This is a genomic window from Mucilaginibacter sp. L3T2-6, assembly GCF_030519355.1.
In the GTDB taxonomy this organism is placed as follows: Bacteria; Bacteroidota; Bacteroidia; order Sphingobacteriales; family Sphingobacteriaceae; genus Mucilaginibacter.
In genome coordinates, this window is record NZ_JAUMKC010000007.1 from 130,183 (window position 1) to 155,534 (window position 25,352).

A 25,352-nucleotide genomic window follows, 5' to 3' on the forward strand; every position below is an offset into this window, starting at 1 on the left:
CCTTAAGAAAACAGGTGAATTAAACTTCCGATAAACCCCAGTGCCAGCAAACCCAACAGCAAGTGCGTTGTCTTAGCGCCATTCTTTACAAAGTAATATACAAGAAAAGTCAGGCCCAGTGGTATAATAGCCGGTACCACCTGGTCCAGTACGCTTTGCAGGGTTACCGCTGATTTATCGGTGCCAATAGTTATTGGGGTGCTTATACTCATTAAGGTAGCGGGCATTGCGCCGACTACCATAAGCCCGAGTATAGAGGCGCCTTTCGTCAACCTGTCCATAACGTTGTTTTTTGCGAGATCTTGAAGGAATCTGGTACCCGCTTTGTACCCGGTGAATGTCAGATGATATCGCAGCACCAGGTGCGGAACGTTAAATATCAGCAAAAAAACCACCGGCCCCATGATATTGCCCTTAATGGCCAGCGATGTACCCACACCGGCAGCAATCACCTTGAAGGTACCCCAGAACAAGGAATCGAACACTCCCGCCAGGGGACCCATCAAGCCAAGTTTAACGGAGCTGATAGATTCTGCGTCAAAGGCGGCATCGTTGCTGTTCTGCTCTTCCATTGCAGCGGTAATGCCTAAAATCAATGTTGAACCGTATGGGCTGGTATTGAAAAAATTTAAATGTCTTTTCAAGGCAGCCGACATGGCCTCTTTAGTTTTATACAAACGTTTTAACACAGGGATGATGGAAAATGCAAAACCCGTATTTTGCCATGTTTCAAAGTTGAAATTGGCCTCCAGCGCCATCGAGCGTAGAAACACATTGCGGATGTCCGAATGGGTAATCTTACCCGTTGCCTGGACATCTTCTTCAGCGGAAGCCGAAAAATCATCATCATCAACTGCTTTTGGTGTAACCTGCGTAACAAGGACGGCTATCACCACACCCAAACCACCGATAGCAATAACCGGTAGTTTTAGATAGGCAGCTAGTATAAAACCAAGGAAGAAGTAGGGCGCAACGGTTTTGTTAAACATCAGGTGCAAAAGCAGGGCAAAGCCAAGCGCAGGCAGCATGTTGCCGGCAACTGTAAGGCCAGTTTGCACCCATGAGGGTATCATATCTAAAAATGATTTCATCACCGGTCCGCCAAGCATTAAAGCCAGCAGAATGATGACCCCCATAAATACCGGCCGTAAAATGCCGGAGAAAATATGCAGGCGTTGTATGCCGTTGAAATTACCTTCATCGGCGTATTGATTAAACTTTTTATTGAGCACTGCCCTGAACACGAAAAGGCTGCTGATAACCAGTTCAGCCAGTATTGATACCGGCACTGCGATAGCCAGCGCAATGGCCGGTCCTTTACCGGAGATAATAGCGAATGCCGTGCCCAACACGCCACCGGTAATTACATCAGGAGGGATAGCTGCTCCCACCTTGATATTGCCCATAAATATCAGTTCGAGTGTCGCGCCGATGATCACACCCTGCTCCAGATCGCCAAGCACTAATCCAACCAGCGGCCCCAATACCAGCGGGCGACTCAACAACGTCGTGCCCAGGAAGTCCTCCGAGTGGCCGAACATGGCGATAAGTGCGATAAGCAAGTAGGATAAGGTCATTTATATCTCTTCTTTTAATTAGTCTCTTTTTTAAGGATCAAGAACCAGGACTTTTAGAACGCTTTTTTTCTGGCTCTTGACTCTTAATATCTATATCAGGCTCTCCACCATCTGTTTTTTTTCAGTGGGTACTTGCCTTAATTCCAATTCTATTCCTTTATCCAGAAGATCTTTTATCAGGACGATATCATCATCGCTTACAGCAACCGCCTTCGAGATCAACCGGGTTCCGTCTATCATTCTTATGCCGCCAAAGTTTATCGATTTAATTTCGGGAACCTGATTCACCATTGCATGGGCATCTTTTACACTGTTCACAATTAAGAAAACCTTTGCACTGCGGCTTCTTTCATCGTTTAAAAAAGCAGCCGCATCAGCCAACGATTTAATCAGCAGGCGGGTGTTGGCGGGCTTCGCCAGGCCGAAGGTCATCTTTAAAAATTCGTCCTTTGCCACCTTGTCATTGGCAATTAACAGGCAGTTTACACCTAGCGCGGGGGTCCATGTAAAAGCCACCTGTCCGTGCACTAACCGGTCGTCTATCCTGGTAAGCTTAATCATTCTCGTCTTCTTTTTGTGCGGTTAAAAGCTTATTTACATAGGTAATCTGTTCTTTAGCGCTATCGATAGCGGATGCTATTGTTTCTTCTATCGGCGTATTAGCATCAGCCATCAGCAGCTCTATCATTAAAGGGAGATTGAATCCTGATACCACATGCACATTACCCTTTAAAGCATGCTGTAGTATTTGGTTGGTAATGCTGCCGCCCAGTATGTCTGTAAACACAATCAGTTCGTCATCTTCGCTAACTTGTTCCATTACCTGGTTAATCTGTTCTTCAACACCAATAGCGCCGTCAATATAAGCCTGTATCAAAAACAAGTTATCCGTTGCACCGATGATAATATCCAGCGATGATTTCACCCCCGCGGCAAAAGTACCGTGTGTAGCGATCAGAAATTTTCGTGTTTTAGGGCTTATGTCCATCAGCTGTCAGCAGGCTTATCGTAAAACCGGTACTTAAATACTTGTATTTTTACGCTTTGCAATAATCCGCCAAACTTTAATAATATGCTAATTTAACGGTACTACAATACCTCTACGATAAATCTACCTGAAGGAATTGTTTCACAATATGCTGAATCCAGCCGTCGGCATCCTGGTCTCTTTTGATTTCTCCGCGCTTTCCTCGTTCGGCTTTTTATCCGGAATACCGTGTAAATTATTAATATACTGATTTAAAGGACATTCTATCGTTCGGTTTTTCTGCACGAACACCCCCGAACACCAGTAACACTCTCACTATCAGTAATTTTCGTTTTAATTAATTCATATGTGCTTAGTAATCAATTGTTTGATTATCAATGTTTTCCCTATAAGAAAACAGACAATCAGCCGATCCCCTTTAAGACGTTAAATACCACATAATTCACGTAGCAACGCCGGTTAAGCTCATGATATACCCCTTTTCCACAGGCTATGAATTACATAATAATTCACCAATTTATAACTGGTAGTGCTAATGTAGTGCTGCCAAAATCGTAGCGCAAAAAGTTATATGCTAGTTTTGAACTCATAAGGATGCGCGGTGCGCATCCTTATGTAAACCCTATAAATTACATTTTCATGGCCCTGAGAAATGCTTGTTGTAAATGGTTGATTTGCCTGTTGCTTTTTACCCCGGTAGTCTTGCGGGCTCAGCGTGTTAAAATAGTAACCAATCACGTAGGTTACGAGGCGGGTCGTGCCAAACATGCAGTTATAGTAGCTAATGAAAAATTAGATATCAGTTCATTTAATTTGGTGGATGTTGCCTCGGGTAAAACAGTATTCAGCGGTAAGCCTGAATTTAGCGGACGCGTTGATCAATGGAAAAACTTTCAATTCTGGACGATTGATTTCAGCGAATTTGCGGCTCCCGGCAATTACAAATTAAAAGCTGATATTCCCGGCGGAACAATAATATCTTATCCCTTTATAATTGGCAAAAACGTCCTGGAGAAAGCCACCATATCTGACGTCGTTTATTACTTTAAGGGGCAGCGCAGTTCGGGACTTTTGGATAAAGCCGACCATCACCTGTTTTTGTCCGGCAAAACCACAAACCCAATTGACGCGCATGGCGGATGGTATGATGCCACCGGCGATTACGGCAAGCACTTGTCGCACCTGTCATTCTCCAACTATTTTAACCCGCAGCAAATCCCGCTGACTGCATGGAGCCTGTTCAAAACCTACGAGCTTTTAAATGCCAGGCCCGGTACCGACTTCCGCCAGTTCAACCGCCGCATTTTGGACGAGGCCATGTATGGCGCAGACTACCTGGTTAGAATGCACCCCAAAGGCGGCTCATTTTATCGTTCTGTCGGCGCGCCTGGGCCCGGTAAACTGCCGAAAGACAGAATAATTCAGGCCGAAGAAGGCAGCTATCGTATCAAGAAGACCGCTAATCAGTCCTTTACCGGTAATAACACAGAAAAAAGCTGGAGACTGTACCAGTCGAGCTACCGCTCGGGCGCTGGGCTATCCATTGCTGTACTGGCCATGGCTTCCGCTTTCCCTGTCAGCGGCGATTACAGCAATGCCGGTTACCTGAAAGCCGCCGAAGAAGCATTCGCCTTCCTTGAGAAGGATAATCCTCTGATGGATTACGACGGCAAGGAAAATATCCTTGATGAGTATTGTGCCTTAACCGCTGCAACGGAGCTATATAAGGTTACGCACAAAAATATTTACAAGGCCTCGGCAGCCAAAAAAGCGGCGAATATAATGGCCCGGTTAAGCTCGTGGAAAAATTACAAAAATTATTTCAGGGCTGATGATCACGACAGGCCGTTCTTCCATCCGTCGGACGCAGGTATGCCGGTTGTAAGCTTGCTATATTATTACCCTTTGGCCTCCGCCGAAGAGCAAGCCCGGATTAAAAACACGGTGAAAGCATCGATGGAATATGAGCTGGCGATAACACATGAGGTGAATAATCCTTTTGACTACAGCCGCCAGCTGGTGCAGGACACATTGGGCAACAGGCATAGCTCATTCTTTTTTCCGCATGGAAGTGATGCTTCGCCGTGGTGGCAAGGTGAAAATGCCCGGCTTGGTTCGATAGCCGCGGCAGCGCGGATGTCAGCCATTTTATTCAAGGACGACAAACCCTTTCATGACAAGCTGGATGCCTTTGCGCTCGACCAACTGAACTGGATATTAGGTTTAAACCCGTTCGACAGCTGTATGCTTCAGGGCACAGGGCATAACAACCCCTCCTATAGCTTCTTCGGCACTTTTGAGTATACCAATGCGCCGGGTGGTATTGTGAACGGCATAACGTCGGGTTTTGAAAACGAAAATGACATCGACTACAACATACCCTACGCTGTGTCGGGAAAAGATTCCGACTGGCGCTGGGCAGAACAATGGCTCCCACATGCAGCGTGGTACCTGCTGGCAGTATCGTTAACCGATTAATTGATTAAAGATGAACAAGTATATAGCTTGCTTAAGTTTTGTTTTAATGCTGTTTGTGTCAGGAAGGGCCTTAGCTTTTGACGATATCAGAACGCTACCTATCGGCGAAAAAGCGCCTGACTTTAGCCTGCCTGGCATCGATGGCAAAACTTACACGCTGGAATCGTTTAAGGACGCCAAAGTACTGGTGATTGTTTTTATGTGTAACCACTGCCCCACATCTCAGGCTTACGAAAACCGGGTCATCAAAATCACCAGTGATTATGCCGCCAAAGGGGTTAGTGTGGTTGCGATCAACCCAAATAATCCGGCTGGTTTACGTTTGGATGAGCTTGGCTATAGTGATTTAGGGGACTCTTTCGCGGATATGAAAGCGAGGGCTAAGAATGCACATTTTAACTTTCCTTATTTATATGACGGCGAAACGGAAGTCACCTCAAAAAAATATGGTCCGGTAGCCACACCGCATGTTTTCATTTTTGATAAAGACCGGAAGCTGCGTTACAACGGCCGCATCGATGATATGGAGAACCCGGCAAAAACGCCGCATTCGCAGGATGCCCGCAATGCCATTGACGCCATCCTGGCCGGGAAGGAAATTGCCGAACCGGTAACCAAAACATTTGGCTGTTCAATCAAATGGGCCGAAAAAAGTGTCTGGCTGGAGAAAGCGCATGTCACCTGGGCAAGCGAGCCGGTAACACTGGATACGGTTAGTACTTCGGGCATAAAAGAAATAGTAAAAAATCATACGGATAAACTGAGATTGATTAACCTGTGGGCTACCTGGTGCGGACCATGCGTGGCCGAATTCAGCGACCTGGTTACCCTTAACCACACTTACCGTGACCGGGGGCTTGAATTCGTGAGCATCAGCGCCGATGAGCCTGGAAGGAAAGATAAAGTTTTGAGATTTTTAAAAAGCAGGCAGGCATCAGGGCCAAATTACATCTACACCGGCGATGATAAATATAAAATGATAGAAGCTGTAGACCCGAAATGGGATGGTGCGCTGCCCTACACCCTATTGGTTGAGCCTGACGGTAAAATTGCTTATGCCCACCAGGGTCTAATTGATGCTGAACAATTGAGAAAGATAATTTTTGATAACCCGATGATGGGCAGGATTTATAAAGAAGGGGAAAAGAATTAACAATAAAAGTTGTGAGCGGCATCCTCCCTATTTGAAGGTGATTAAAAACGATAGTACATGAAAAAGATATTTACCATAATTGCTTTAAACCTTATCACGATTTTCCTGGCAGACGCCCAGTCACCCCAATTGAGAGTTCTTGTTGTGGCATCTCTTGCTAAAGACCATTGGCGAAGCATTTCTGCAGGCGAACAGTTTTTTGAAAAGCTTGGTAAGGAAAACAATTTTAGCGTTGACTTTACTGACGATACCGCCCGGATCAATGATGCCAATTTGGCCAAATATCAGGTTTTTGTAATGTTCCATTTGGCGCCATTTGATATGTCGGCAAGCCAGCAGGCGGCATTGCAAAAGTTTGTAACGCAGGGCAAGGGTTGGGTCGGTATCCATGCTGCGGGGTTAACAGGCAAACAATTCATCGATACAAACCCTGCCAAGCCATATTGGGACTGGTTTGAAACCCTGATGGGAGGTGTTATCTATTCGCCGCATCCGGCGTTCCAGGACGGCTTGCTGGTAGTTGAAGACCGGACCCACCCGGTAATGAAAGGCCTGCCGGCAAAATTCTGGCTGGCTGATGAGTGGTACGAGTGGGATAAAAGTCCACGGGCAAATGTTCACGTTTTGGCAACTGTTGACGAATCTACCTACAAACAAAACAAACCCATGGGCGACCATCCCATGATTTGGACAAATCCAAACTTTCACCGCATGATTTATATCTGCGTTGGCCATTCACCAACCGATATGGACAATCCAAATTATACATTGCTTGTTAAAAATGCTATCCTTTGGGCGGCATCAAAATAAATCGTTAAATGCCATGAAAAAAGTAACGCTAATAATAGGTATTTCCCTGTTGTGTTTATGTTCAGCCTTCGCACAAAAAAAGCCCCGCTTTAAAGTGATTGCCCTATATGAAAATGGCGGACATCACATTGAATACTCTAAACGCGCTAAAATCTGGCTCGATAGTCTTGCAGTGGCAGAGCATTTCAGCATAGATTACATTCAAAATACCGATAAAATAGATGATGCTTTTTTGGAAAGTTATCAACTATTCCTTCAACTGGATTATGCTCCTTACGGTTGGAAAGAAAAAGCGGTAAAAGCTTTTGAAAATTATATTGAGCAGGGCAAAGGCGGCTGGGTAGGCTTACACCATGCAACGCTGCTGGGCGAGTTCGACGGCTACCCAATGTGGCAATGGTTCAGCAAGTTTATGGGCAGTACCCGCTATAAAAACTACATCGCAACATTTGTAAAGGCTAAGGTAAATATTGAAGATAAAACACACCCGGTGACGAGAGGCGTATCTCCATCATTTATAGTAGAAAAGGAAGAGTTTTATACCTACGAGAAAAGCATGCGCCCCAATGTACATGTACTCGCTTCCGTCGATGAGTCGACCTACCAGCCCAATTCAGATACCAAGATGGGCGACCATCCTGTAATCTGGACAAACCCGCATTACAAGGCCCGAAATATCTACATTTTTATGGGGCATTCGCCCGTGCTGTTTAATAGTACAGATTATAAAACGCTGCTCAAGAATGCTATTTTCTGGGCGGCTGGCAAGTAAGCTCAATATTGATTAATAAGCCCTAAGTTAAACAAAACGATATAAAAATCTTTTTTCCTATCTCTTATCCTTTTCACCAGTGGTGGGTATCGCGCAAGCGATACACGCCCTCCTGGCGATGCAAACGCACGATGGAAAATATCTCTTTGATGGTATAACCTCAAGCTGAATTAATATTTCAGCTCGTTACCTCAATCAAAAAGTCATACAAATGCACATCGGTTGATAACCCTAACTTTTTTCTCACCCTGTACCGGCTGATTTCAACACCTTTTAATGAAATATTAAGCAGTTGCGCAATTTCTTTGGAAGTAAGATTAAGCCGCAGGTAGGCACAAAGTTTTAGATCTGTTGAGCTGAGATTAGGGAACTTTGTTTTCATGGTGGTCAGAAAATTATTATGTACCTGGTCAAAATACATGGCGAATTGGGTCCAGTCATCATCATTTTTCTCCGAGTCGTTCAGCAGTCTGAATACGCTGCGAAACTGGTGAGCCGGATCGGGGATGTTGAGCTTTTTGGTGAGGGTAGTCAGCTCATTCTTTATATTCAACAACAGCTTCCCCCGGTCTACAAGGTGCATGGTAAGGGTCGCCAATTCCTTGTTTTTATAATTGAGCTCGTTTTGCAGGTTGTCATTTTTCAGGGCAATAATTTCCTTTTCGTTTCGGTCAAGCTCCAGGCTGTGCAAGTATTGAAGGCGCTTTTGCTCATCTTTGTGACGCTTTCGGGCGCTCTCAAATTTTTTGTGCTGAGCCCGTGCTGCCCATGCGATAGTTATAGATATAGCTACCGCATACCAGAAATAAGCCCACGGCGTTTGATACCAGCCGGGTTTAACGGTAAAGGTATAATTAACCGGAGCCGACGCGCTGCCCAGGTTATTGCGGGCCCGAACTGAAAAAGTATAAGTACCATAAGGCAGGTTTGTATAATCCTTTTCAGTTTTTCCGGACCATTTAGACCAATCCTTGTCAAACCCATCCAGTTTGTACGTAAATTCCAGGTTACTTTTTTGCGCAAAAAGCGTCGACGAATATTCAAAGTGAAAGGAATTCCAGTTTTTGGTAACGGTTGGAGCGTGTTTGCTATCCTGAGCGCCGCTTATGCGGCCGTCCATGGTAAAATAGCCGCCAAAAATCAGGCTGTCTTTTTCGGCAATGGTTTTAACGGTAGTGAGCAGCACATTTAACTTACGTTCTTTTGATACATAAGCGCGGTAATTGAGATGAAAAATGCCGTTGCCTGAACCGACAAAGATATTTTCGTCATTATAAGGATAGATAAACCCCGAACCTTTCATCATCTGTCCGGTCAGTTCCGGAAAGTAAGTAACTGTATAGCTGTTATTCCCGTGAGGCTTGCTGAAATCTACTACCCCTGCGCGCTGGTCGCTTATAAACCAGATATTGCCGGTTTTATCTTCGGTTAGGTATTCAATACTTGCGGTCCCAAAAATCGGCCTGTAAAAAGATGATGGCACAAAAGCTTTTTTGGCCGGGCTATATTCGTAAACACCTTTTTCAGTACCCGCTATAACCTTATTCTTAATAAAGAAAACATAATTATTGAGTACGGAAGGCATACCGTTCTTATCTGTGTATTGCGAATACCTCACTATTGTCTTATGGTCGGGCGAAAGTTGTATCCGGTAAATACCACGGTAAGGATGCGATGCCCAAATTACATTGCTGCTGTTATCTTTGGCAATGGTTGCCAGTGATTCGTAAATGCCGGCGATTTTTCCGGCATTCACAAAATTAGCGCCGGATGCCTGCAATAATTGCAAGCCGGTATAAGTTCCGGCAATGATATCGTTAGATTTTGACATCGGCCTGAACATCCAGGCGCCCTGTCTGCCGGTTACAGATTCAGCATAATTGCCACGCAAAACCATAATGCCATCCTGATGACCGATCAGTAAATTATTATTGATTTCTGCTAAATTCCACACTTGCCCTTTGGTATTATTGACCTCGGTAAAATGACCTTTTAATTTGCTGATATCGGTCTGCTGGTCAATAGCGATACTGTACAAACCGTTGGACGTACCAACAAATAATCTTTTGTCAAACACAATTGCAGTATTACTTTTAACCTGATTAAAAACACCGGGATTGATGAGTCTTACTGCCGTATTGATATTCACAAAGCTGACGCCGTTTTCTAAACCGAGCCACAAATTTTCATCATTATCGGCATTAACGGCATGAATGTTGTTATTCTGCAGGCCTTCGTTATTGGAAAAGTGCTCTATTAGTTTCCCGTTTTTGTCGATAATAAAAAGTCCTCTTGCAGTGGTTGCAATGGCGTAGCGGTCGTCCGCAACCTTAGTAATACCGTTTACCAGGTCGCTGTTTAACAAACCGTCAATAGCCGTTGGTTTGGGCGTTACCGATGTGCCGGCAAGCAGGTAAGCGCCCTTTCGCTGCGTTACTATAAGCAGGGTATCTTTACTGAAAGAGGTGATGCCGGTTATTTGCAAACCTGTAGTGGGATACACAGCGTAGCAGGTTTGCCATCGCCCGTTTTTAAATGTCATAAGGCCTTCATCCTTATCTTCTGCGAATAGCTCGCCGCCTGCCTTAGCCAGCAAACGCCACCCGCCGGGAGCGTCGAAGGTTCTTAACTGGTTGCCTTTAAGCTCGAATATACATTCTACGGTTCGGAAAAACACCTCGCCGTTATACAATACGATATTCCAGATATCGGCAAACTGACGGGCCTTTTGCGGCAGCAGGTTTTTTAAGGAATGAAACTTAAGAATGCCATTATTATCAGGAAAGAAATAACCAATCTCATCCTGCCCTCCGCAATAAATTTTACCGGAGGCGTCAATCGATACGGATTTAATGGCTGCCTTATTGGGCATTGGGTAGACTTTCCAGTAACTGCCATCAAAGGAAAGCAGGCCATCGTTATTGGCAAAATAGAGAACCCCGTTTTTATCCCGGGCTATGCCCCAGATCCCGGCATCGGCATTGTAATCGGTATGAGTATAATTTTTTATAGCCGGCAACCCAATGGAAGGTTGAGCAATTACGCGGCATGCTGTACTTATAGCAATAATACAAAACAGTGTGTATTTTCTTGTCAGCATCCGGCCGGTAATAATTGGAACGGAAAATTAGGAAACATTTCGGACATGTAGAGGTATGCAGCAATAGTAAAAATGTGCTGATGCTCAAATTGGAACAGTTTTCTGTTGTTTTCTGAATTTTATGTAGTGGTGATGTAGAACGCAGGGCGGCAACATAACGCACGCCGGATCCGCACTTTGCTGTTAGCTTTACCCGGCCTCGGCACGGTTGGCACCCATGCCGCAGTTAACTTACAATTGATAAATGCAGCCAGGTTAGTTAACTCAGGCGGCAAGTTGGTGCTCAATTTTTTCGATCAGGCAATTCATGTCGAATGGCTTTCGAAGTACGTCATCAGGTGCACCTTTATGGTTTAGCGCGTCATCAATTGAGTCATCGTCCAGGCACATGATAACCGGCAATCTGCTGGTACCTTTGTTCAGTTTTATCAGTTGGCATATTTCGCTGCCATTTATGCCTGGCAATAAAGCGTCGAGTATAAGGAGGTCCGGGTGATCGGTTTTTATATGTTCAAACACACCGGTTCCGGTGTTGGTAGTAAATACTTCATAGCCATAGTTCATCAATATATAGGTCATCACCTCACTCATAAGGGCGTTGGCTTCCGCTATTAATATTCTCTTTGGCATTTTTTCCCTGCTTTAATATTACAGGTATTACAATATTGCAAAGCACATGCCAATAGCAATATTAAAAAATGCGTAATGCGTTAGTTTTAAGAGTTTAACAATACGCATATATATTATACGTAATAATATATGTAGATTTTAAGTTGCAATCCGGCACTTTTATTACATTTGAATACAGCAAAGGACTATTAGCTAACAAAATGGATAATATTAATATCAAGGTACTGGCGAAAGAACTGAATATTTCAACCTCCACCATCTCGAGAGCCTTTAACGGCAGCCCGGATATTAATAAGGACACAAAGGAAAAAATCCTGAAGTTTGCCCGCGAACATAATTTTTTGCCAAATCATTACGCCAGCAACCTGCGCGATAAGAAAACGCGTACGCTGGCCGTTATCATCCCCGAAATAACTAACGATTTTTTTTCGCAAGCCATTAACGGCATAGAAGAGATTGCCCGTAAAAAAGGCTTTTACATACTGTTATACCGCACCGACGATGTTTTTGAAAAGGAAGTATCCTTTGTTAATTATCTAAATAATGGCAAAGTGGATGGTATCATCATGTCCGTATCGGGCGAGGCTAACGACCACAATTATCTTCGGCAACTTGAGCAAAAAAATACTCCGGTTGTATTTTTCGACCGCGTATATGAAGACATTGAAGCGGCTAAAGTCACCACAAACGATTACGACAGTTCATTTGCTGCTACAGAGCATCTTATTGAAACCGGCTGTAAAAAAATTGCTTACCTGGTGGTTAATAAAAGCATCTCAATAGGCAAGGTACGCATGCAGGGATATATTGATGCGCTGCAAAAATATAACCTGCCGTTTGACGATAACCTGGTAGTTGATTGCAGTAACGATGAAAAGGTGAATTATGTCGTGCTAAAAAAAGTATTGGAAGAAATTAAACCTGACGGTATCTTTAGTTCCGTTGAGCGCCTGGCCTTTGCAACATATTACGTTTGCAACGATATGGGCATTAACATTCCGCGCGATCTAAAAGTTATCAGCTTCTCGAGCCTGGGAATCGCACCGTTGCTTTGCCCGCCGTTATCAACCATTACTCAGCCAGCTTACGAGATGGGAATAAAGGCCGCCAATCTTCTTTTTGACGAGCTTGAAAGCAAGGGTCAGCCTGTAAATAAGAAGGAGCATGTATTAAAATCGAAGTTGTTTATCAGGAAATCATCAGGTGGCTGATCCTGAAGTTGCGGTTACCAATGCAACAGTTTACAGTTAAAACCATTTAAAGTTACTGCAAAATGAAAGCTGCATCCTACCGGCTATTCTTTATTCAGTTCCTTTAAAGCTTTTTCCGCCTGTTTTTCTTCATCACGCAGGCGGCGTTTTTCCTGGCGTATCTCCTTTTTGGTTTTGCCGGCTGTATCAATCATCAATTCCTTTTGTTTTTCGGCGTCGCGCAATTTCTGAATGTCTGCTTTTAATTTTGCCTTGGCGTCTTCTTTCTTTACTTCCTCTTTTTTAGCTGCCACAGAAGTGTCCTTTTTACCAAAAAGGCGTTGAAAAAAATTGGGCTTTTTAACCTCGGGCTCAACCGTAACTATGGGCACAGCCGGCTCGTCGTCTGTGTTGTCGGTTTTCATCAGGCTGTCTGCAACAGCGGTGCTAACAGGCGCTACTTCGCGGCGAAGGCTTTCTTTAAGCCTTACCGTATAAAAACCGTAAGCACTGCTGTCTCGCTGGGCTTTGCCATGGCCGGCCATAAGATTGCCAATCAGGTTAAAATAACCAACCAGGCCAGGCCGCAAAGTTCCGTCAGGCATAAATGAGTACAACCCGGTTTTAGGGTGCGGCACAATGCTTGCCAGGTAGATACTCTCGCCTATGGTGAGCTCCGACGGCGACTTGCCAAAATAATACCTTGAGGCTTCACCGATGCCGTAAATGCCTCTTCCCCATTCTATAATATTGAAATATACTTCCAGCATACGGCTTTTCGACATGATATTATTATTCTCGATCAGCCAAACAATCAATATCTCCTCTGCTTTGCGGGCAAGTGTCTTTTCACGGCTTAAAAATGTATTTTTAATGAGCTGCATGGATATAGTACTGCCGCCCCGTTTAAATTTCTTTTTCTTAAAATCTTCAGCCAGCGATTTGCGGATAGACTCTTCTACAAATCCGTGGTTCCGGTAAAAAGAAGGGTCTTCGGCTGTCATTACCGCGTTTTGCAGGTTAGGCGAGATTTGGCTCAACGGCGTAAATTCCGGGTTTTCAGGTCCTATAATCCTTGGCGCCATTGGTTTTCCATTCTCGTAGGGTGTGTAAACAAATACTTTGTTCAGCTTACCTAAATCCGCCTTACCATATTTGATAATGTTGAAACCATCTTTGTCCAGCCTTGAGTCAAATTGCACGTCGTCCGGTTTTACTGTATTCAGGAATATATTCAGACTATAGTTTAACTTTCCCTTTACCTGTATCCCCTCCAGCGATTCGAACATGCCGGTTGGGAATGAATCAAATATATCCTGTGCATTCTGCCAGCCTGTATTCAGTTTAAGTTCATAAATCTTATCCGGGTTAAGGGTATATTTGATGTAAGGATGCGCAGTAGCTTTTTTCAGGTGGATAGTTGAAGAGCTATCAAGCGACAGGTAATTACTGCCTATAAACAAATTAGCATCTATACCTGCATCGGGTACAATTATATCATTTGAGGAAAGCCCCGGCTGGTTGATCAATAAGTTACGCACTCCCCAATAACCATAAATGCGCGTTTCGCCACTGCTGTTTTCAACCTTTGTAAGTCGCGTACTTACGGTGTCAAATGTCACCTTCAGGTGAAACCTTTTTTCTATATATGGCAACTCCACTTTTTTGCCTTCTGCATATAGCTTTATATCAATGTCTTTATCGGATGGGTGCATGCGGCCGTCAAAATGCCAGATGGCGCGGCCGTTGTCGATATTAATGGTTGAAGTTAGCTGACCGTTTTTTATCGATGCCGTTTGGGCCAATGCCGTAAAGCTGCTGCTGTCGTTTTTAAGTGATACCAGGAAATTGTTCAGTGTAAGGTTGTCAGGTATCTTATATAATAATTGATTAACAAGGTTATTAGAGAGTTCAGAAAGATCGACCTTTGTTTTTACGGTAGTATCCCTTTTCTTTTTGAACAGGAAATCGAAGTTTTTAATGTGATTGATATCGGTGAGGGTGAGGCGTCCTTGTTCCAGGTCAACGTATGCCAGCTTTACATTTCCAAAGATCAGTGGCCCCAGTTTAATACTTACTTCAAAGTGTTTAATACTTAAAAGGCTATCACGGTGTTCGGGCACAACGGTGATGTCATTAAACGAAACCGTACTAAGGCCTGTAAAGGTAGCCGAGCCGATTTCAAGATCGAGGTTGTACGTTGAACGGGCTTTTTCTTTTGCTTTAGCTATAGCCTTTTGCAGGAAAGCTTCCCGTTTTGAATATGCAATATATCCGCCTATCATTAACAGAACGGCTATTACTGCAAGCGCAATGCCTGCAACTTTTATATATTTTGGATTAATATGGATGTTTTTCAGATCGGGCAGCTGCATCAAACGAATATTTATTCAAAGCTAAATTAAATATCATGCGATACAAACGCCGGTTTTGGCAAAATGTTTCCCTGTCGCCGGTTAAAGGCAAAAGATTGTGAGGACGAAAAAGCCGGGTTTTATTTGTTATCTGTTAATTCTTTAGGCGCTGTTTAATACTTCTGATAAATATTATACAGCACATTCAGGTCCAGTTGGGTCAATTGCGGGCTCACATCTGTTTGAACAAAGTGCCGTTTAAAGGCAACAATAGCCGCGTTTATATCCGAAGTATCATACCCGATGAGGCGCAGTGCTATGGCATAATCAAAGTTTTCCGGCGGAAGTTCCAGTATATCATCGCTCCAGAAGCCGAAGCCGTGTATGGCAAGGGTTTTCCACGGAAACAGCGGGCCGGGGTCTGGTTTACGTTTAGGAGCAAAATCCTGGTGGCCGATAAAGTTGGCCTGCGGGATATTGTAAGCCTTCTTTAATTGGGCCAGCAATGTCAGCAGGCTATTAATCTGCGCATCTGTAAAAGGCTCTTTACTGTTATTATCTATCTCGATACCTATCGAGCAGCTATTCATGTCAGTTACGCTGCCCCATTTGCCAACGCCGGCATGGTTGGCGCGCAAGTAATCGTTAACCATATGGAACACTTTGCCATTTTTTGCAATTACATAATGAGCGCTGGTTTGCGTAGTGGTAACAGTAAATGTATGAAGTGTTTGCTGAACTGAATCCTGTGCCGTAAAATGGATAATAACATAATTTGGCCTGCGTATTCCGAAATTTACAGTGCCTACAAATTCAGAAGGGATTGCGGCGCCGGTGCTGTCGGTAAGAGCAGCCGGCAACTCTTGTTTGATGGTCTCGGTAAAACCTTTGGTTTTGTCTTTGTAAACTTTGTTAGTAATTGCGTACGGCCCTTTGGGTGAGCAGGCGCTTACGGTCAACAAAATCAGGAAGGCATAAAAGTAAATTAGCTTCATAGTATTACGAAGCTAATTTAAGTATTTATTGATTTGAATGTATCTCTATTTATATCAGTTGTTACTTCGGTCACTAAATCAAACAATAATGGGGCCTTGCAGTTAATTAATTATGTGAAAATTGGGATAAAACCTGTTCAGCGCGCTGCACATTGACCGGGCATTATACAGCATCTGTCACAAAACAACGCAGCATAATGAGAAGTTGAAACTATTTTAATCGCATCCCGTACAAGAGCTCTTGTTGTGGTAAACCATCATGTTTACAATCGGCGATTTGAACGAAATATTTTAAGGGATATGTGGAGAAATAATATTTTTGGGGTTCAGGATGACGGAAGAACTGCCGGCTTGTGCAGTTATTTTTTTGTATTAGGGTGGTCGGTATCATACTTTGGCTATCATCAAACCGAGAAAACGAGCCTAAGCAGCTTTCATTTACGGCAAACACTTTTCCTCTATCTTTCATACGTGGCATTAAGGTTCGGCCTGCTTTCAATTTTAGATAAGACGGGTGCGCTGGCGGGCATATTTTCCCTTGAGTACCTAATAATAGCTACAAACGCATTATTTATTGTTTTTTGGACGATAGGCCTGGCAGGCGCAAATGCAGGTAAAGAAAAACACATTCCGGTTATAGGGAGAGCAGCGCAATTCATTTTTGCAGGAATACTGTAAGCTTTAAAAACGTATCTCTTCTGTTGTTGGCTGCTTGGGTTTATCCGGGCTGTTTTATTGGGCAACGACAATATTCACCCCTGCCTTACCACTACAAGCAGATATTTTCTGCAAAAAGTAATCTTAATACTTTATTTTTACCTGAACCAATCACTCCTGTTATGAAGAAGTTTCTTTTTATTACTTTCCTGTTAGCGCCCATGTGTATTTTTTTCAGCGCTGCTCAAACCAAAAAATTTATTTCCGTTAGCGGTAAAGAGGTGATCGGGTTAAACGGCAAGCCCTTCTTAATGAGGGGTACAAACCTGGGTAATTGGTTGGTACCCGAAGGGTATATGTTCAAGTTCACTAATGTAAATTCACCAAGGCTGATTAACGAGGCGCTTTCTGAACTGATGGGACCGGAAGATATAAAGGCCTTTTGGAAAACCTACCAGGACAATTATATCACCGCCGCCGACATCCATTTTCTAAAGGCTTCGGGAATGAACTCTATACGCATTCCTTTTAATTATCGTTTGTTTACTGCCGAAAGCTATATGGGCCAAAATAACCCTAACCGTGGTTTTGAGCTGCTCGACAGGGTGATAGGCTGGTGCAAAAAAGAAGGCTTGTTTGTAATACTTGACATGCACTGCGCACCGGGTGGCCAAACTGGCGATAATATAGATGATGGCGTGGGCTATCCTTTTCTGTTTAAAAGCAAAGCCAGTCAGCAATTAACCATACAGATATGGCATAAGATTGCGGCACACTATGCTAACGAAACTACCATTATGGGCTATGACTTGCTGAATGAGCCCATCGCCACCTATTTTAAAGCCGGAGAGTTTAACCAATATCTCGAGCCGCTGTACAAGGATATCACCAAATCAATCCGTATGGTTGATAAAAACCACATCATCATTCTTGGCGGGGCACAGTGGGACAGCAACTTTAAGCCGTTCGGCCCGCCGTTTGATTCCAAGCTTATTTACCAGTTCCATAAATACTGGACTGAGCCGACTCAAAATGTGATACAGGACTATGTGGATTTCAGAAATAAATATAATGTGCCTGTTTATTGCGGAGAAACAGGCGAGAACAAAGATGAATGGGTAAAAACCTTTAAAGACCTGCTGGAGAAAAACAACATTGGCTGGCATTACTGGCCCTATAAAAAACTGGATAATACAGCGGGTATTATCACTTTTGATGTGCCGGCGGGCTATAATAAAGTAATAGAATACACCGAAAAGCCCCGCAATACCTTTGAGCAAATCCGCAAAGCTGCGCCCGAAAATCGGGATGAGCTGGTGAACGCCCTTTGGGGATTTCTCAATAACTGTAAATTCCAGAATTGCCATCCTAATAAGGGCTATATGGAAGCGTTAGGGTTTAAAGCCCAGTGAAATTTGTGTCTTTAAGGTTCGCAACACTCGCCGATAGTGGTGCAACAATTCGAATCACTGCTTCGTTGTGATGTTTGATACTGTCAAATTATTTTTTAGATTTAAAACCATAATTTTTGTACAGCACCTTATCAATGAGAAGAATATTTTCTATTACCGCCTTACTTGCCTTATTAGGCGTCACCAACAGTGTTTGCGGGCAAGCGGTAGCACGATTTAGTCCTAAAACAGATTCGGCCAGCAGGGTGCGCTCTATGATGAAGCTTGCCCAGAACAGCGTAGACTATTATACCCATACATTTACTTTAAAAGGCTTAAAACCAGAAGCGCGGGAACGTATGCATCTTGAACGCTGCCAGGCATATCTGATATTAAATAAATTTGACAAGGCCATTGATGATTGTACAGCAGCAATAGCAATAAATCCAAAATCTACAAAAGCATACATAACGCGGGCGTCAATTTACGATGGGATCAACAAAAGTGAACTTGCCATTGAGGATTGTAAAAAAGCCATTTCCTATTCAAGCACGGACGAAATAAAAGCTGGTTTATACAACCTTATGGCGCGTTCGTATTTGCAACTTCATCAATACAGCAAAGCGATAACGGCGGACTCTACCGCTATTTTGTTAAACCCCAATTTAGCTAATGCGTACATCAACCGCGCTGAAGCGTTCGGCCGGTTAGGAAAATGCCAGCTCGCAATCAACGATCTTTCAATTGCCCTGGCCGGTTACCGTGACAAGCCATTAACGCTGTCGGATTTACTCGCTTACCGCGGAGACATGAAAAGAGGTTTAAAACAATACAAAGAGGCTATAAATGATTATTCGCTTTCGTTGAAACTCAACCCGGATAATGGTATGGCTTATTGGAACCGCGCAGCGGCATACCGGCAAAATGGCGATTATCAGCTGGCTTATGAAGGCTACAGCAAAGCGATAGCTTATTATAAAAATGACCGCAAGCAACTGGCGAGGCTTTATGATGACCGGGCATTAATGGAGATCGGTCTGCAACAATTCCCACAGGCTATTGCTGATGATTCACTCGCTTTGGCTTTAGATACGGCTTTTGCTGAAGCGTATTATAACATAGCTAATGCGCGCGCTCAAAACGGTGAATACGCAAGAAGTAATACTGATTTTAAAACGGCGATAAATTATTATTCGAAAAATCCATTTGCCATGACAGCTATTTATGGTTCGATGGGGCATAATGAATATTTTATGGGCAATTACCAGGCGGCTGTTGATTATTCCACAAAAGCTATTGAATTGCACACGGCAAATTCGTCACCCTATTTTGAGCGAGCAAGAGCTTATTTAAAATTGAAAAACAACGATCTTGCAATAAACGATTTTAAAGAGGTATTGGCGCGTGATACCTCCAAACAATCAAATAATTATGCGTTCTCGCTATTTTATACTGGTGATCCAAATAAAGCTATTGAGATTATGCAGGCGAGCTTTTTGCGAACAACTGACAGTTTTATACTTATGGGTAACTATTATAATATGGCATGCCTGTATTCGCTGATGAACAAGCCCGAAGAGGCAAACATTTTCCTGAAAAAATGTATTGCAGAGGGTTACAATAAAAAATATGCGCTTAACGACGCTGACTTTGATAACATCAGGAACACTGCCGAGTTTAAGCAAATCATCGGCATTAAATAATTTGTATAGGGAACAAAATACTTGTGCTGATAGTTTCCGGGATCTTTAAATCACCTCTTTTAACAGTTTTGGTCTTTTGCTTTCCCTTTTCCAATAAATGTACTTTGTACACTTAGTAGGATAATTGAATTTAAACTTTTATCTTGCCTTAACCTGAACTTGTTACGATAAACCTTTGTTGAAATTTTACTGTACCATATATAAACTAAGGCATTAACTACCTGTATATGAGAAAATTTTTACCGGGATTTTTTTTCGCCGCCGGCATGTTTGTGTTACTGTTTTCAACCGCCGCATGGGGGCAATCCGCAGTCAACATTCGCGATACTTCGAAGCAGCAGATCTTCAGATATAACCAAATTGATTACCTGGAAGATAACACCGGCAGCCTCAGTTTTAGCCAAATAAGCAGCAATGCTTTTATAAACAAGTTCCGGGTAAATACTGAGCCAACTCCGCAAACCAGGGAACCTAACACGGCATATTGGTATCGGATAAAAATTAATCATAACCCCCAAACGCGCAATAACTGGATACTTGAGTTCTTCGATCAAACTATCGACAGTATTGCCGTTTATTCTCCAGGTAAAAATCGCAATTATACAGCTACGCTATTGGGCAGCAGCCGTCCGTTTTCAGAAAGGCTTTATCAGCATAAAAACTTCAGTCTCAACCTCGACAAAAACCTTAGCGGTCCGCAGATTTATTATGTTCGCATCAAGTCGCATCAGCCGGTAAACGTTATTATAGTGTTGCGTTCTGTAAACTGGTTCATCACTTACGCGCTCGACGAGTATTTTTTCTTTGGTATTTTCTATGGAATGATACTGGTGTTCGGGTTGTACAACCTGATGATGTTTATTGCCATGCGGCAGCGGCAATATTTGTATTATGTAGCCTACAACCTCAGTATAGGCTTATATGAAATGTGCGCCGACGGGATAGCTTATCAGTACGTATGGCCAGGCTCGCCCGTATGGAACCATAATGCTTACGGCGTGGCGTTATTTTCAGCCAGTATATTCTCCATACTGTTTACACAGAGTCTGCTCAACTTAAAAACAAATGCGCCCCGGCTCAATAAAGTTGTGTGGTGGGTCATTGGTTTACGCAGCCTGTTTTTTATGCTTTGCCTTACAGTAAACCCCAATTGGTTCAGCTATAAAATTATCGAGATTGTGCCGCTTACCCTTGCCTATTTTACCGGTTGTTATGTGCTGATAAAAGGCTACCGCGCCGCGCGCTTCTTTGTAGTTGGGTACTCTTTTCTGCTTACCGGCTTCGTAATCAAGGCCCTCATAGCCCTAAACCTGTGGACATTGCCGGTAACCGCCGGGGCGTATTACAGCCTTAGCTTTTGTTTTATAGCCGAAATGGTATTTATCTCGTTCGCTATTGGCGACAAGGTACACCTGCTCAGAAAGCAGGAAGAACAAGCCCAGTTGCGTGCCATTAAACAACTGAAATTAAACGAAGAACTGAAAGACGCATTAAATAAGAACCTTGAAGCACAGGTGCAGGAGCGTACTAAAGAACTGGTTGAACAGGCCTCGCTGATTGCAGAACAAAATGAGGAGCTAAAAGCTGCTAACCAATTATTACAGCAGCAATCGGAGGAAATATCCAGGATGAATGTATTGCTGGAACAGGACAATACCAACCTGCATCAGGATATAGAAAAAATATCGCACGACAGGGTAATGTCGGCAGAGGTAGATTTTGAAGAATTCAGCCGCATCTATCCTGATAGAGAAACATGCTTTAAATTTCTATCCGACTTAAAATGGGAAAGAGGCTATGCCTGCCGCAAGTGCGATAACACACATTACGGGCACGGGCATTTACCCTACAGCAGGCGTTGTTCCAAATGCGGGTATGAAGAGTCGGTAATTGCATACACAATTTTACAGAATACCCGTATCCCTATCAATAAGGCCTTCTATATGATATTCCTCATGTATTCTACCAACGGTAAAATATCATCGCATAAACTTTCCGAAATTCTGTCTATTCGCCAAAGTACCTGCTGGGCCTACAGTTCGCGCATAAAAAAAGTGATGGAAGCCCGGAAGAAAGAATTGAAAAATGCAGGAGATAAGGGATGGAGTAAGTTAGTAGTGGAGGCAGGTTGAAAGTGACCTGTTAGGAATAGCGCAGGCGCCAAAGCCTCTTTTTAACTATTAAAAGTAATTGGAGTGTAGATCATTCGGCGTTAGGAGCATTTTTTTTAGCTACACAGATAGAATAAAGAACAGTCATGCCGAAAATGGCCGGCATGGCTGTTTTTGTTGGCTATTAATAAATCACCTTCCCGGTAGCGGTCACGAGCGAGGCAATTCTTACCGCATCAAAAATGCGTTCCTCGGTAGTTCCCAATTTTATCAGGGAGTCTTCGTGAGCGTTTACGCACATTTCGCAGCCGTTCACCGCCGAAACCGCCAGGCTCATTAGTTCAAAAAATTCTTTACCGGTCACTGGTTTCATCATTAGTTGCATACGGATGCGGGCCGGTATCTGGGTATATTTTTCTTTCTGCGTAAAATGCCGGAAACGGTAAAATATATTGTTTGATGCCAGCAAAGATGCACAGCCTACAGCTTCTGCAATTTCGGCAGCAGTGGCTTCCTGCTCATCAGCATATTTGGTGAAGTAAGTAGTAAGCGGGGCGTTATTATTATTCACTGCAATAGAAAGCCCAAGCAGCGCGCACTCTTTGGTGCTGAGATGTTCGGAGGTAAGGGTGCTGGTGAAATTCAGTTTCAGGTCGCGCAGGTAACGCGATTCCCCTTTTTCAAGCAGGCCAAGACTATCGGTACGAAAGGCAGTATCAAGCCCTAAGCTCTGTAATAGTTCGTTTATTATTTCGGTAGATTCGTTCATTTTCTTAAAAAAGAGAGCCAGGAGCCAAGAGTCGGCCATTAAATAGAAACAAACAATATTTCTAATCCTGACTCTTAGTCTTTTTTCCCGGCTCTAATAATAAATTTAAACAGTTAAAGTTTCTTCGCCTTTAACCCAGTTGCAAGGGCAAAGCTCGTCGGTTTGTAAGCCGTCAAGCACGCGCAAAACTTCTTTTACGTTACGGCCTACACTTAAATCGTTTACAGAAACCCAGCGGATGATACCTTGTGGGTCAATGATGAAAGTAGCACGGTAAGCAATTTTTTCGTTTGGTTCCAGGATGCCCAGCTCTTCAGCCAGTGATTTCGATGTGTCGGCCAGCATAGGGAATTTAAGATCGCGTAAATCAGCGTGATCTCTTCTCCATGCAGCATGAACAAATTCGCTATCGGTAGATGCACCAATCAGGCGGGTGTCGCGGTCGCGGAATTCGCCATAGCTTTTGTTGAACTCAGAAATCTCGGTAGGGCACACAAAAGTAAAATCTTTTGGCCACCAGAACATTACAGTCCAAACATTGTCGTCGTTCACAAGGTAATCAGATGTCAGCGTTTCAAACTCTTTTCCTTTTTCGATGCTTACAACAGCAGTTTTTGAGAATTGGGGGAATTTTTGACCTATAGTTAGCATATATAAATATTTGTTTTGTTATGATGCAAATATACGATTTTGAAAAGGGCGATTTTATATAATGTTTTTATACATTATAGTATTTGTCTATAAAGACCAAGATTATCATTAGTTTTTGTTGATATGGAAAAAGCAGCCGCTTCGGCCTGCTAAAAATTAAATATTCGAAAACCGGCGCCGCTTACTTTTACAAAAAACAAAATCGAGCGTAATTAATTTATGGGCATTTTATTGAAATTAATCTGATATTATTTTACTTTTACCAACAACTGTTAACTTAACGGTTATTAACCAATTATTATAAATCACCTATTTCAGCTTATGCAACGACGCCATTTTATCAAACTATCAGCCACTGCATCTGCAACGCTTTTGTTCAGCCGTGTTACCTATGCCGGCGGCAATGCAGCAATGATCAATCACCCGGATGAGGCCTGGGCCAAAACCGATGGCGACTGGTTTCGCCTTAAGGCTGATGGAAAAGGCGGTTACAGTGCTAACGGCGTTGAAACAGGCGTAAGAGCCAATAACAATGCGAACAGTGTTTATATCCAATCGCATAGCCCATTAGCGGGCGTAAAGCTAAAATGGAACCATAAAACAGGAGCATCGGCAAAAGTTGCCGGCGATCATTTTGAACGCAGCTACGGCGATTTGGCTTGGCGCAGCCTGGGTAGTGCCATAAAATGCCCATGGTACATGCTCATAAACGATGGCAATGACACCGCATGTTTTGGTGTAAAAACCGGCCCCAATACTATTTGCTGGTGGACTGCAGACGCTGATAAGATTGAGTTAACGCTCGATACGCATTCTGGCGGCTCGCCGGTTCATCTGGGCGACCGGAAACTGCATGCTGCTGACATTGTAACTATGCAAAGCCGGGCAGGAGAAAATGCTTATGCGACCGACCATCGCTTCTGCAAGATGATGTGTGATAAGCCACGCCTCCCAAAGCAGCCTGTTTATGGCATTAATGACTGGTACTTCGCTTATGGCGACAACTCGTTTGAACTGATTAAGAAAACTACAGGCATGATGGCCGAATTGGTGACTGACACGCAAAACAAGCCGTTTTCGGTTATCGATGCCGGCTGGGCTGAATACTCTCCGCTGCTGCCTGGTGATGGCGGCTGGAATGAACGGTACGACAGGCCAAACAATAAGTTTAAAGACATGCACCTGATGGCCGGCGAGATAAAAAAGCTTGGCATGCGCCCGGGTTTGTGGATACGCCCGTTATGCGCACATCACGACGAAAGCAAGACATTGCTTGCGCCTTCTATACCAGGCCGCAATGACCCTAAAGCGCCCATTCTCGATCCAACTATACCCGAGAACATCGAACGTATCAAAAATTACTTCGGCGTTTATAAACAATGGGGTATCGAAATGGTAAAACATGATTACAGCACTTACGATATATTCGGCCGGTGGGGGTTCAAAATGCTGGATGCCATTACAGTGCCGAACTGGTCGTTCAGGGATAACACCAAAACCAATGCAGAGATAATTAATCACCTGTATCGTTCTATCCGTTCGGCAGCGGGGGATGGCATTTACATTATCGGCTGCAATACCGTAAGCCATCTTTCTGCCGGCTTATTTGAATTGAACCGCATAGGGGATGATACCAGCGGCCGCGAGTGGCCCCGTGTTAAAAAATATGGTGTGAATACGATGGCATTCCGTCTGCCTCAACACAATGCATTTTATGCAGCGGATGGTGATTGCGTAGGCGTAACAAAAGAGATTAGCTGGGAGCACAACAAGCAATGGATGCAATTATTGGCCGAAAGCAGCGCGCCTTTATTTATCTCAGCCCAGCCGGAAGCGACCGGCCCCGAGCATAAAAAATATATTAAAGAATGTTTTGCCCGTGCCGCTAAACCACAGCCCTTAGCTGAGCCGCTCGACTGGATGACCAACCCATTCCCCGTTAAATGGAAACTAAATAACCGGGAGGTAACCTTTAACTGGGATTAATCTCCAGTTAGCGAAATTATAATAACGGCTTGCGTTT

The 25,352-nt window shown here is 43.6% G+C and carries 19 protein-coding genes; 10 read left to right on the forward strand and 9 right to left on the reverse strand.

Annotated features, from left to right (window positions below):
- Positions 1-2: 2 nt before the first annotated feature.
- The 3 genes from Q3W13_RS10180 to Q3W13_RS10190 all read right to left on the reverse strand — a co-directional run bounded on the left by Q3W13_RS10180 (position 3) and on the right by Q3W13_RS10190 (position 2,565).
- Positions 3-1,577 carry a PTS system mannose/fructose/sorbose family transporter subunit IID gene (locus Q3W13_RS10180; protein ID WP_302863446.1) on the reverse strand — a complete coding sequence of 525 codons (1,575 nt, stop codon included), beginning with the start codon at positions 1,575-1,577 and terminating at the stop codon, positions 3-5.
- Positions 1,578-1,667: 90 nt separating this feature from the next.
- Positions 1,668-2,138 (reverse strand): PTS sugar transporter subunit IIB, encoded by a 471-nt coding sequence (locus Q3W13_RS10185; protein ID WP_302863448.1) that lies wholly within the window; start codon positions 2,136-2,138, stop codon positions 1,668-1,670.
- Positions 2,131-2,565, reverse strand: coding sequence for a PTS sugar transporter subunit IIA (locus tag Q3W13_RS10190; protein WP_302863450.1), 435 nt, complete (start codon positions 2,563-2,565; stop codon positions 2,131-2,133). The genes Q3W13_RS10185 and Q3W13_RS10190 overlap by 8 nt, the downstream gene beginning before the upstream one ends.
- Positions 2,566-3,204: 639 nt before the next feature.
- Here Q3W13_RS10190 and Q3W13_RS10195 point away from each other — a divergent pair.
- From Q3W13_RS10195 to Q3W13_RS10210, 4 genes are read left to right on the forward strand one after another with little or no spacing between them, the layout of a single operon-like run.
- A complete protein-coding gene (locus Q3W13_RS10195) occupies positions 3,205-5,043 on the forward strand; it encodes a glycoside hydrolase family 9 protein (protein WP_302863452.1) in 1,839 nt (612 codons plus the stop codon).
- A 10-nt stretch (positions 5,044-5,053) separates the two neighbouring features.
- Positions 5,054-6,196, forward strand: coding sequence for a redoxin family protein (locus Q3W13_RS10200; RefSeq protein WP_302863454.1), 1,143 nt, complete (start codon positions 5,054-5,056; stop codon positions 6,194-6,196).
- 57 nt (positions 6,197-6,253) lie between these two features.
- On the forward strand, positions 6,254-7,006 hold the full coding sequence (locus tag Q3W13_RS10205) for a ThuA domain-containing protein (RefSeq protein WP_302863455.1): 753 nt from the start codon (positions 6,254-6,256) through the stop codon (positions 7,004-7,006).
- Positions 7,007-7,019: 13 nt separating this feature from the next.
- Positions 7,020-7,778, forward strand: a complete 759-nt coding sequence (locus Q3W13_RS10210; RefSeq protein WP_302863457.1) for a ThuA domain-containing protein — start codon at positions 7,020-7,022, stop codon at positions 7,776-7,778.
- Between the two features lie 178 nt (positions 7,779-7,956).
- Here the strand turns inward: Q3W13_RS10210 and Q3W13_RS10215 are convergent, their stop codons facing one another.
- Together Q3W13_RS10215 and Q3W13_RS10220 are read right to left on the reverse strand one after the other, a co-directional pair.
- Positions 7,957-10,878, reverse strand: coding sequence for a triple tyrosine motif-containing protein (locus Q3W13_RS10215; protein WP_302863458.1), 2,922 nt, complete (start codon positions 10,876-10,878; stop codon positions 7,957-7,959).
- Positions 10,879-11,142: 264 nt separating this feature from the next.
- Entirely contained in the window at positions 11,143-11,508 is a 366-nt protein-coding gene (locus tag Q3W13_RS10220) for a PleD family two-component system response regulator (RefSeq protein WP_302863460.1), read from the reverse strand.
- A 200-nt stretch (positions 11,509-11,708) separates the two neighbouring features.
- Here Q3W13_RS10220 and Q3W13_RS10225 point away from each other — a divergent pair, with 200 nt between their 5' ends.
- Complete coding sequence (locus Q3W13_RS10225) at positions 11,709-12,719, forward strand: LacI family DNA-binding transcriptional regulator (protein ID WP_302863462.1); 1,011 nt, start codon at positions 11,709-11,711, stop codon at positions 12,717-12,719.
- Positions 12,720-12,802: 83 nt separating this feature from the next.
- Here the strand turns inward: Q3W13_RS10225 and Q3W13_RS10230 are convergent, their stop codons facing one another.
- The gene (locus Q3W13_RS10230) at positions 12,803-15,073 is read right to left on the reverse strand and encodes a transglycosylase domain-containing protein (protein WP_302863464.1); all 2,271 of its coding nucleotides are present in this window, start codon (positions 15,071-15,073) and stop codon (positions 12,803-12,805) included.
- Between the two features lie 152 nt (positions 15,074-15,225).
- On the reverse strand, positions 15,226-16,047 hold the full coding sequence (locus tag Q3W13_RS10235; protein WP_302863465.1) for an N-acetylmuramoyl-L-alanine amidase: 822 nt from the start codon (positions 16,045-16,047) through the stop codon (positions 15,226-15,228).
- A gap of 300 nt (positions 16,048-16,347) precedes the next feature.
- On the opposite strand from Q3W13_RS10235, the gene Q3W13_RS10240 reads away from it, so the two are divergent.
- From Q3W13_RS10240 to Q3W13_RS10255, 4 genes are all read left to right on the forward strand, one after another.
- On the forward strand, positions 16,348-16,725 hold the full coding sequence (locus Q3W13_RS10240) for a hypothetical protein (RefSeq protein ID WP_302863466.1): 378 nt from the start codon (positions 16,348-16,350) through the stop codon (positions 16,723-16,725).
- A 161-nt stretch (positions 16,726-16,886) separates the two neighbouring features.
- Positions 16,887-18,116, forward strand: a complete 1,230-nt coding sequence (locus tag Q3W13_RS10245) for a glycoside hydrolase family 5 protein (RefSeq protein WP_302863467.1) — start codon at positions 16,887-16,889, stop codon at positions 18,114-18,116.
- Between the two features lie 134 nt (positions 18,117-18,250).
- Positions 18,251-19,798, forward strand: coding sequence for a tetratricopeptide repeat protein (locus Q3W13_RS10250; RefSeq protein ID WP_302863468.1), 1,548 nt, complete (start codon positions 18,251-18,253; stop codon positions 19,796-19,798).
- 227 nt (positions 19,799-20,025) lie between these two features.
- Positions 20,026-21,930 (forward strand): 7TM diverse intracellular signaling domain-containing protein, encoded by a 1,905-nt coding sequence (locus Q3W13_RS10255; protein WP_302863469.1) that lies wholly within the window; start codon positions 20,026-20,028, stop codon positions 21,928-21,930.
- Positions 21,931-22,093: 163 nt separating this feature from the next.
- Here Q3W13_RS10255 and Q3W13_RS10260 read toward each other — a convergent pair whose 3' ends face one another.
- Positions 22,094-22,678: a carboxymuconolactone decarboxylase family protein gene (locus Q3W13_RS10260; RefSeq protein ID WP_302863470.1), complete on the reverse strand. Its 585-nt coding sequence runs from the start codon at positions 22,676-22,678 to the stop codon at positions 22,094-22,096.
- Positions 22,679-22,783: 105 nt separating this feature from the next.
- The gene (locus Q3W13_RS10265; RefSeq protein ID WP_302863471.1) at positions 22,784-23,329 is read right to left on the reverse strand and encodes a peroxiredoxin; all 546 of its coding nucleotides are present in this window, start codon (positions 23,327-23,329) and stop codon (positions 22,784-22,786) included.
- Between the two features lie 321 nt (positions 23,330-23,650).
- On the opposite strand from Q3W13_RS10265, the gene Q3W13_RS10270 reads away from it, so the two are divergent.
- Entirely contained in the window at positions 23,651-25,315 is a 1,665-nt protein-coding gene (locus Q3W13_RS10270) for a hypothetical protein (protein WP_302863473.1), read from the forward strand.
- Positions 25,316-25,352: the final 37 nt, after the last annotated feature.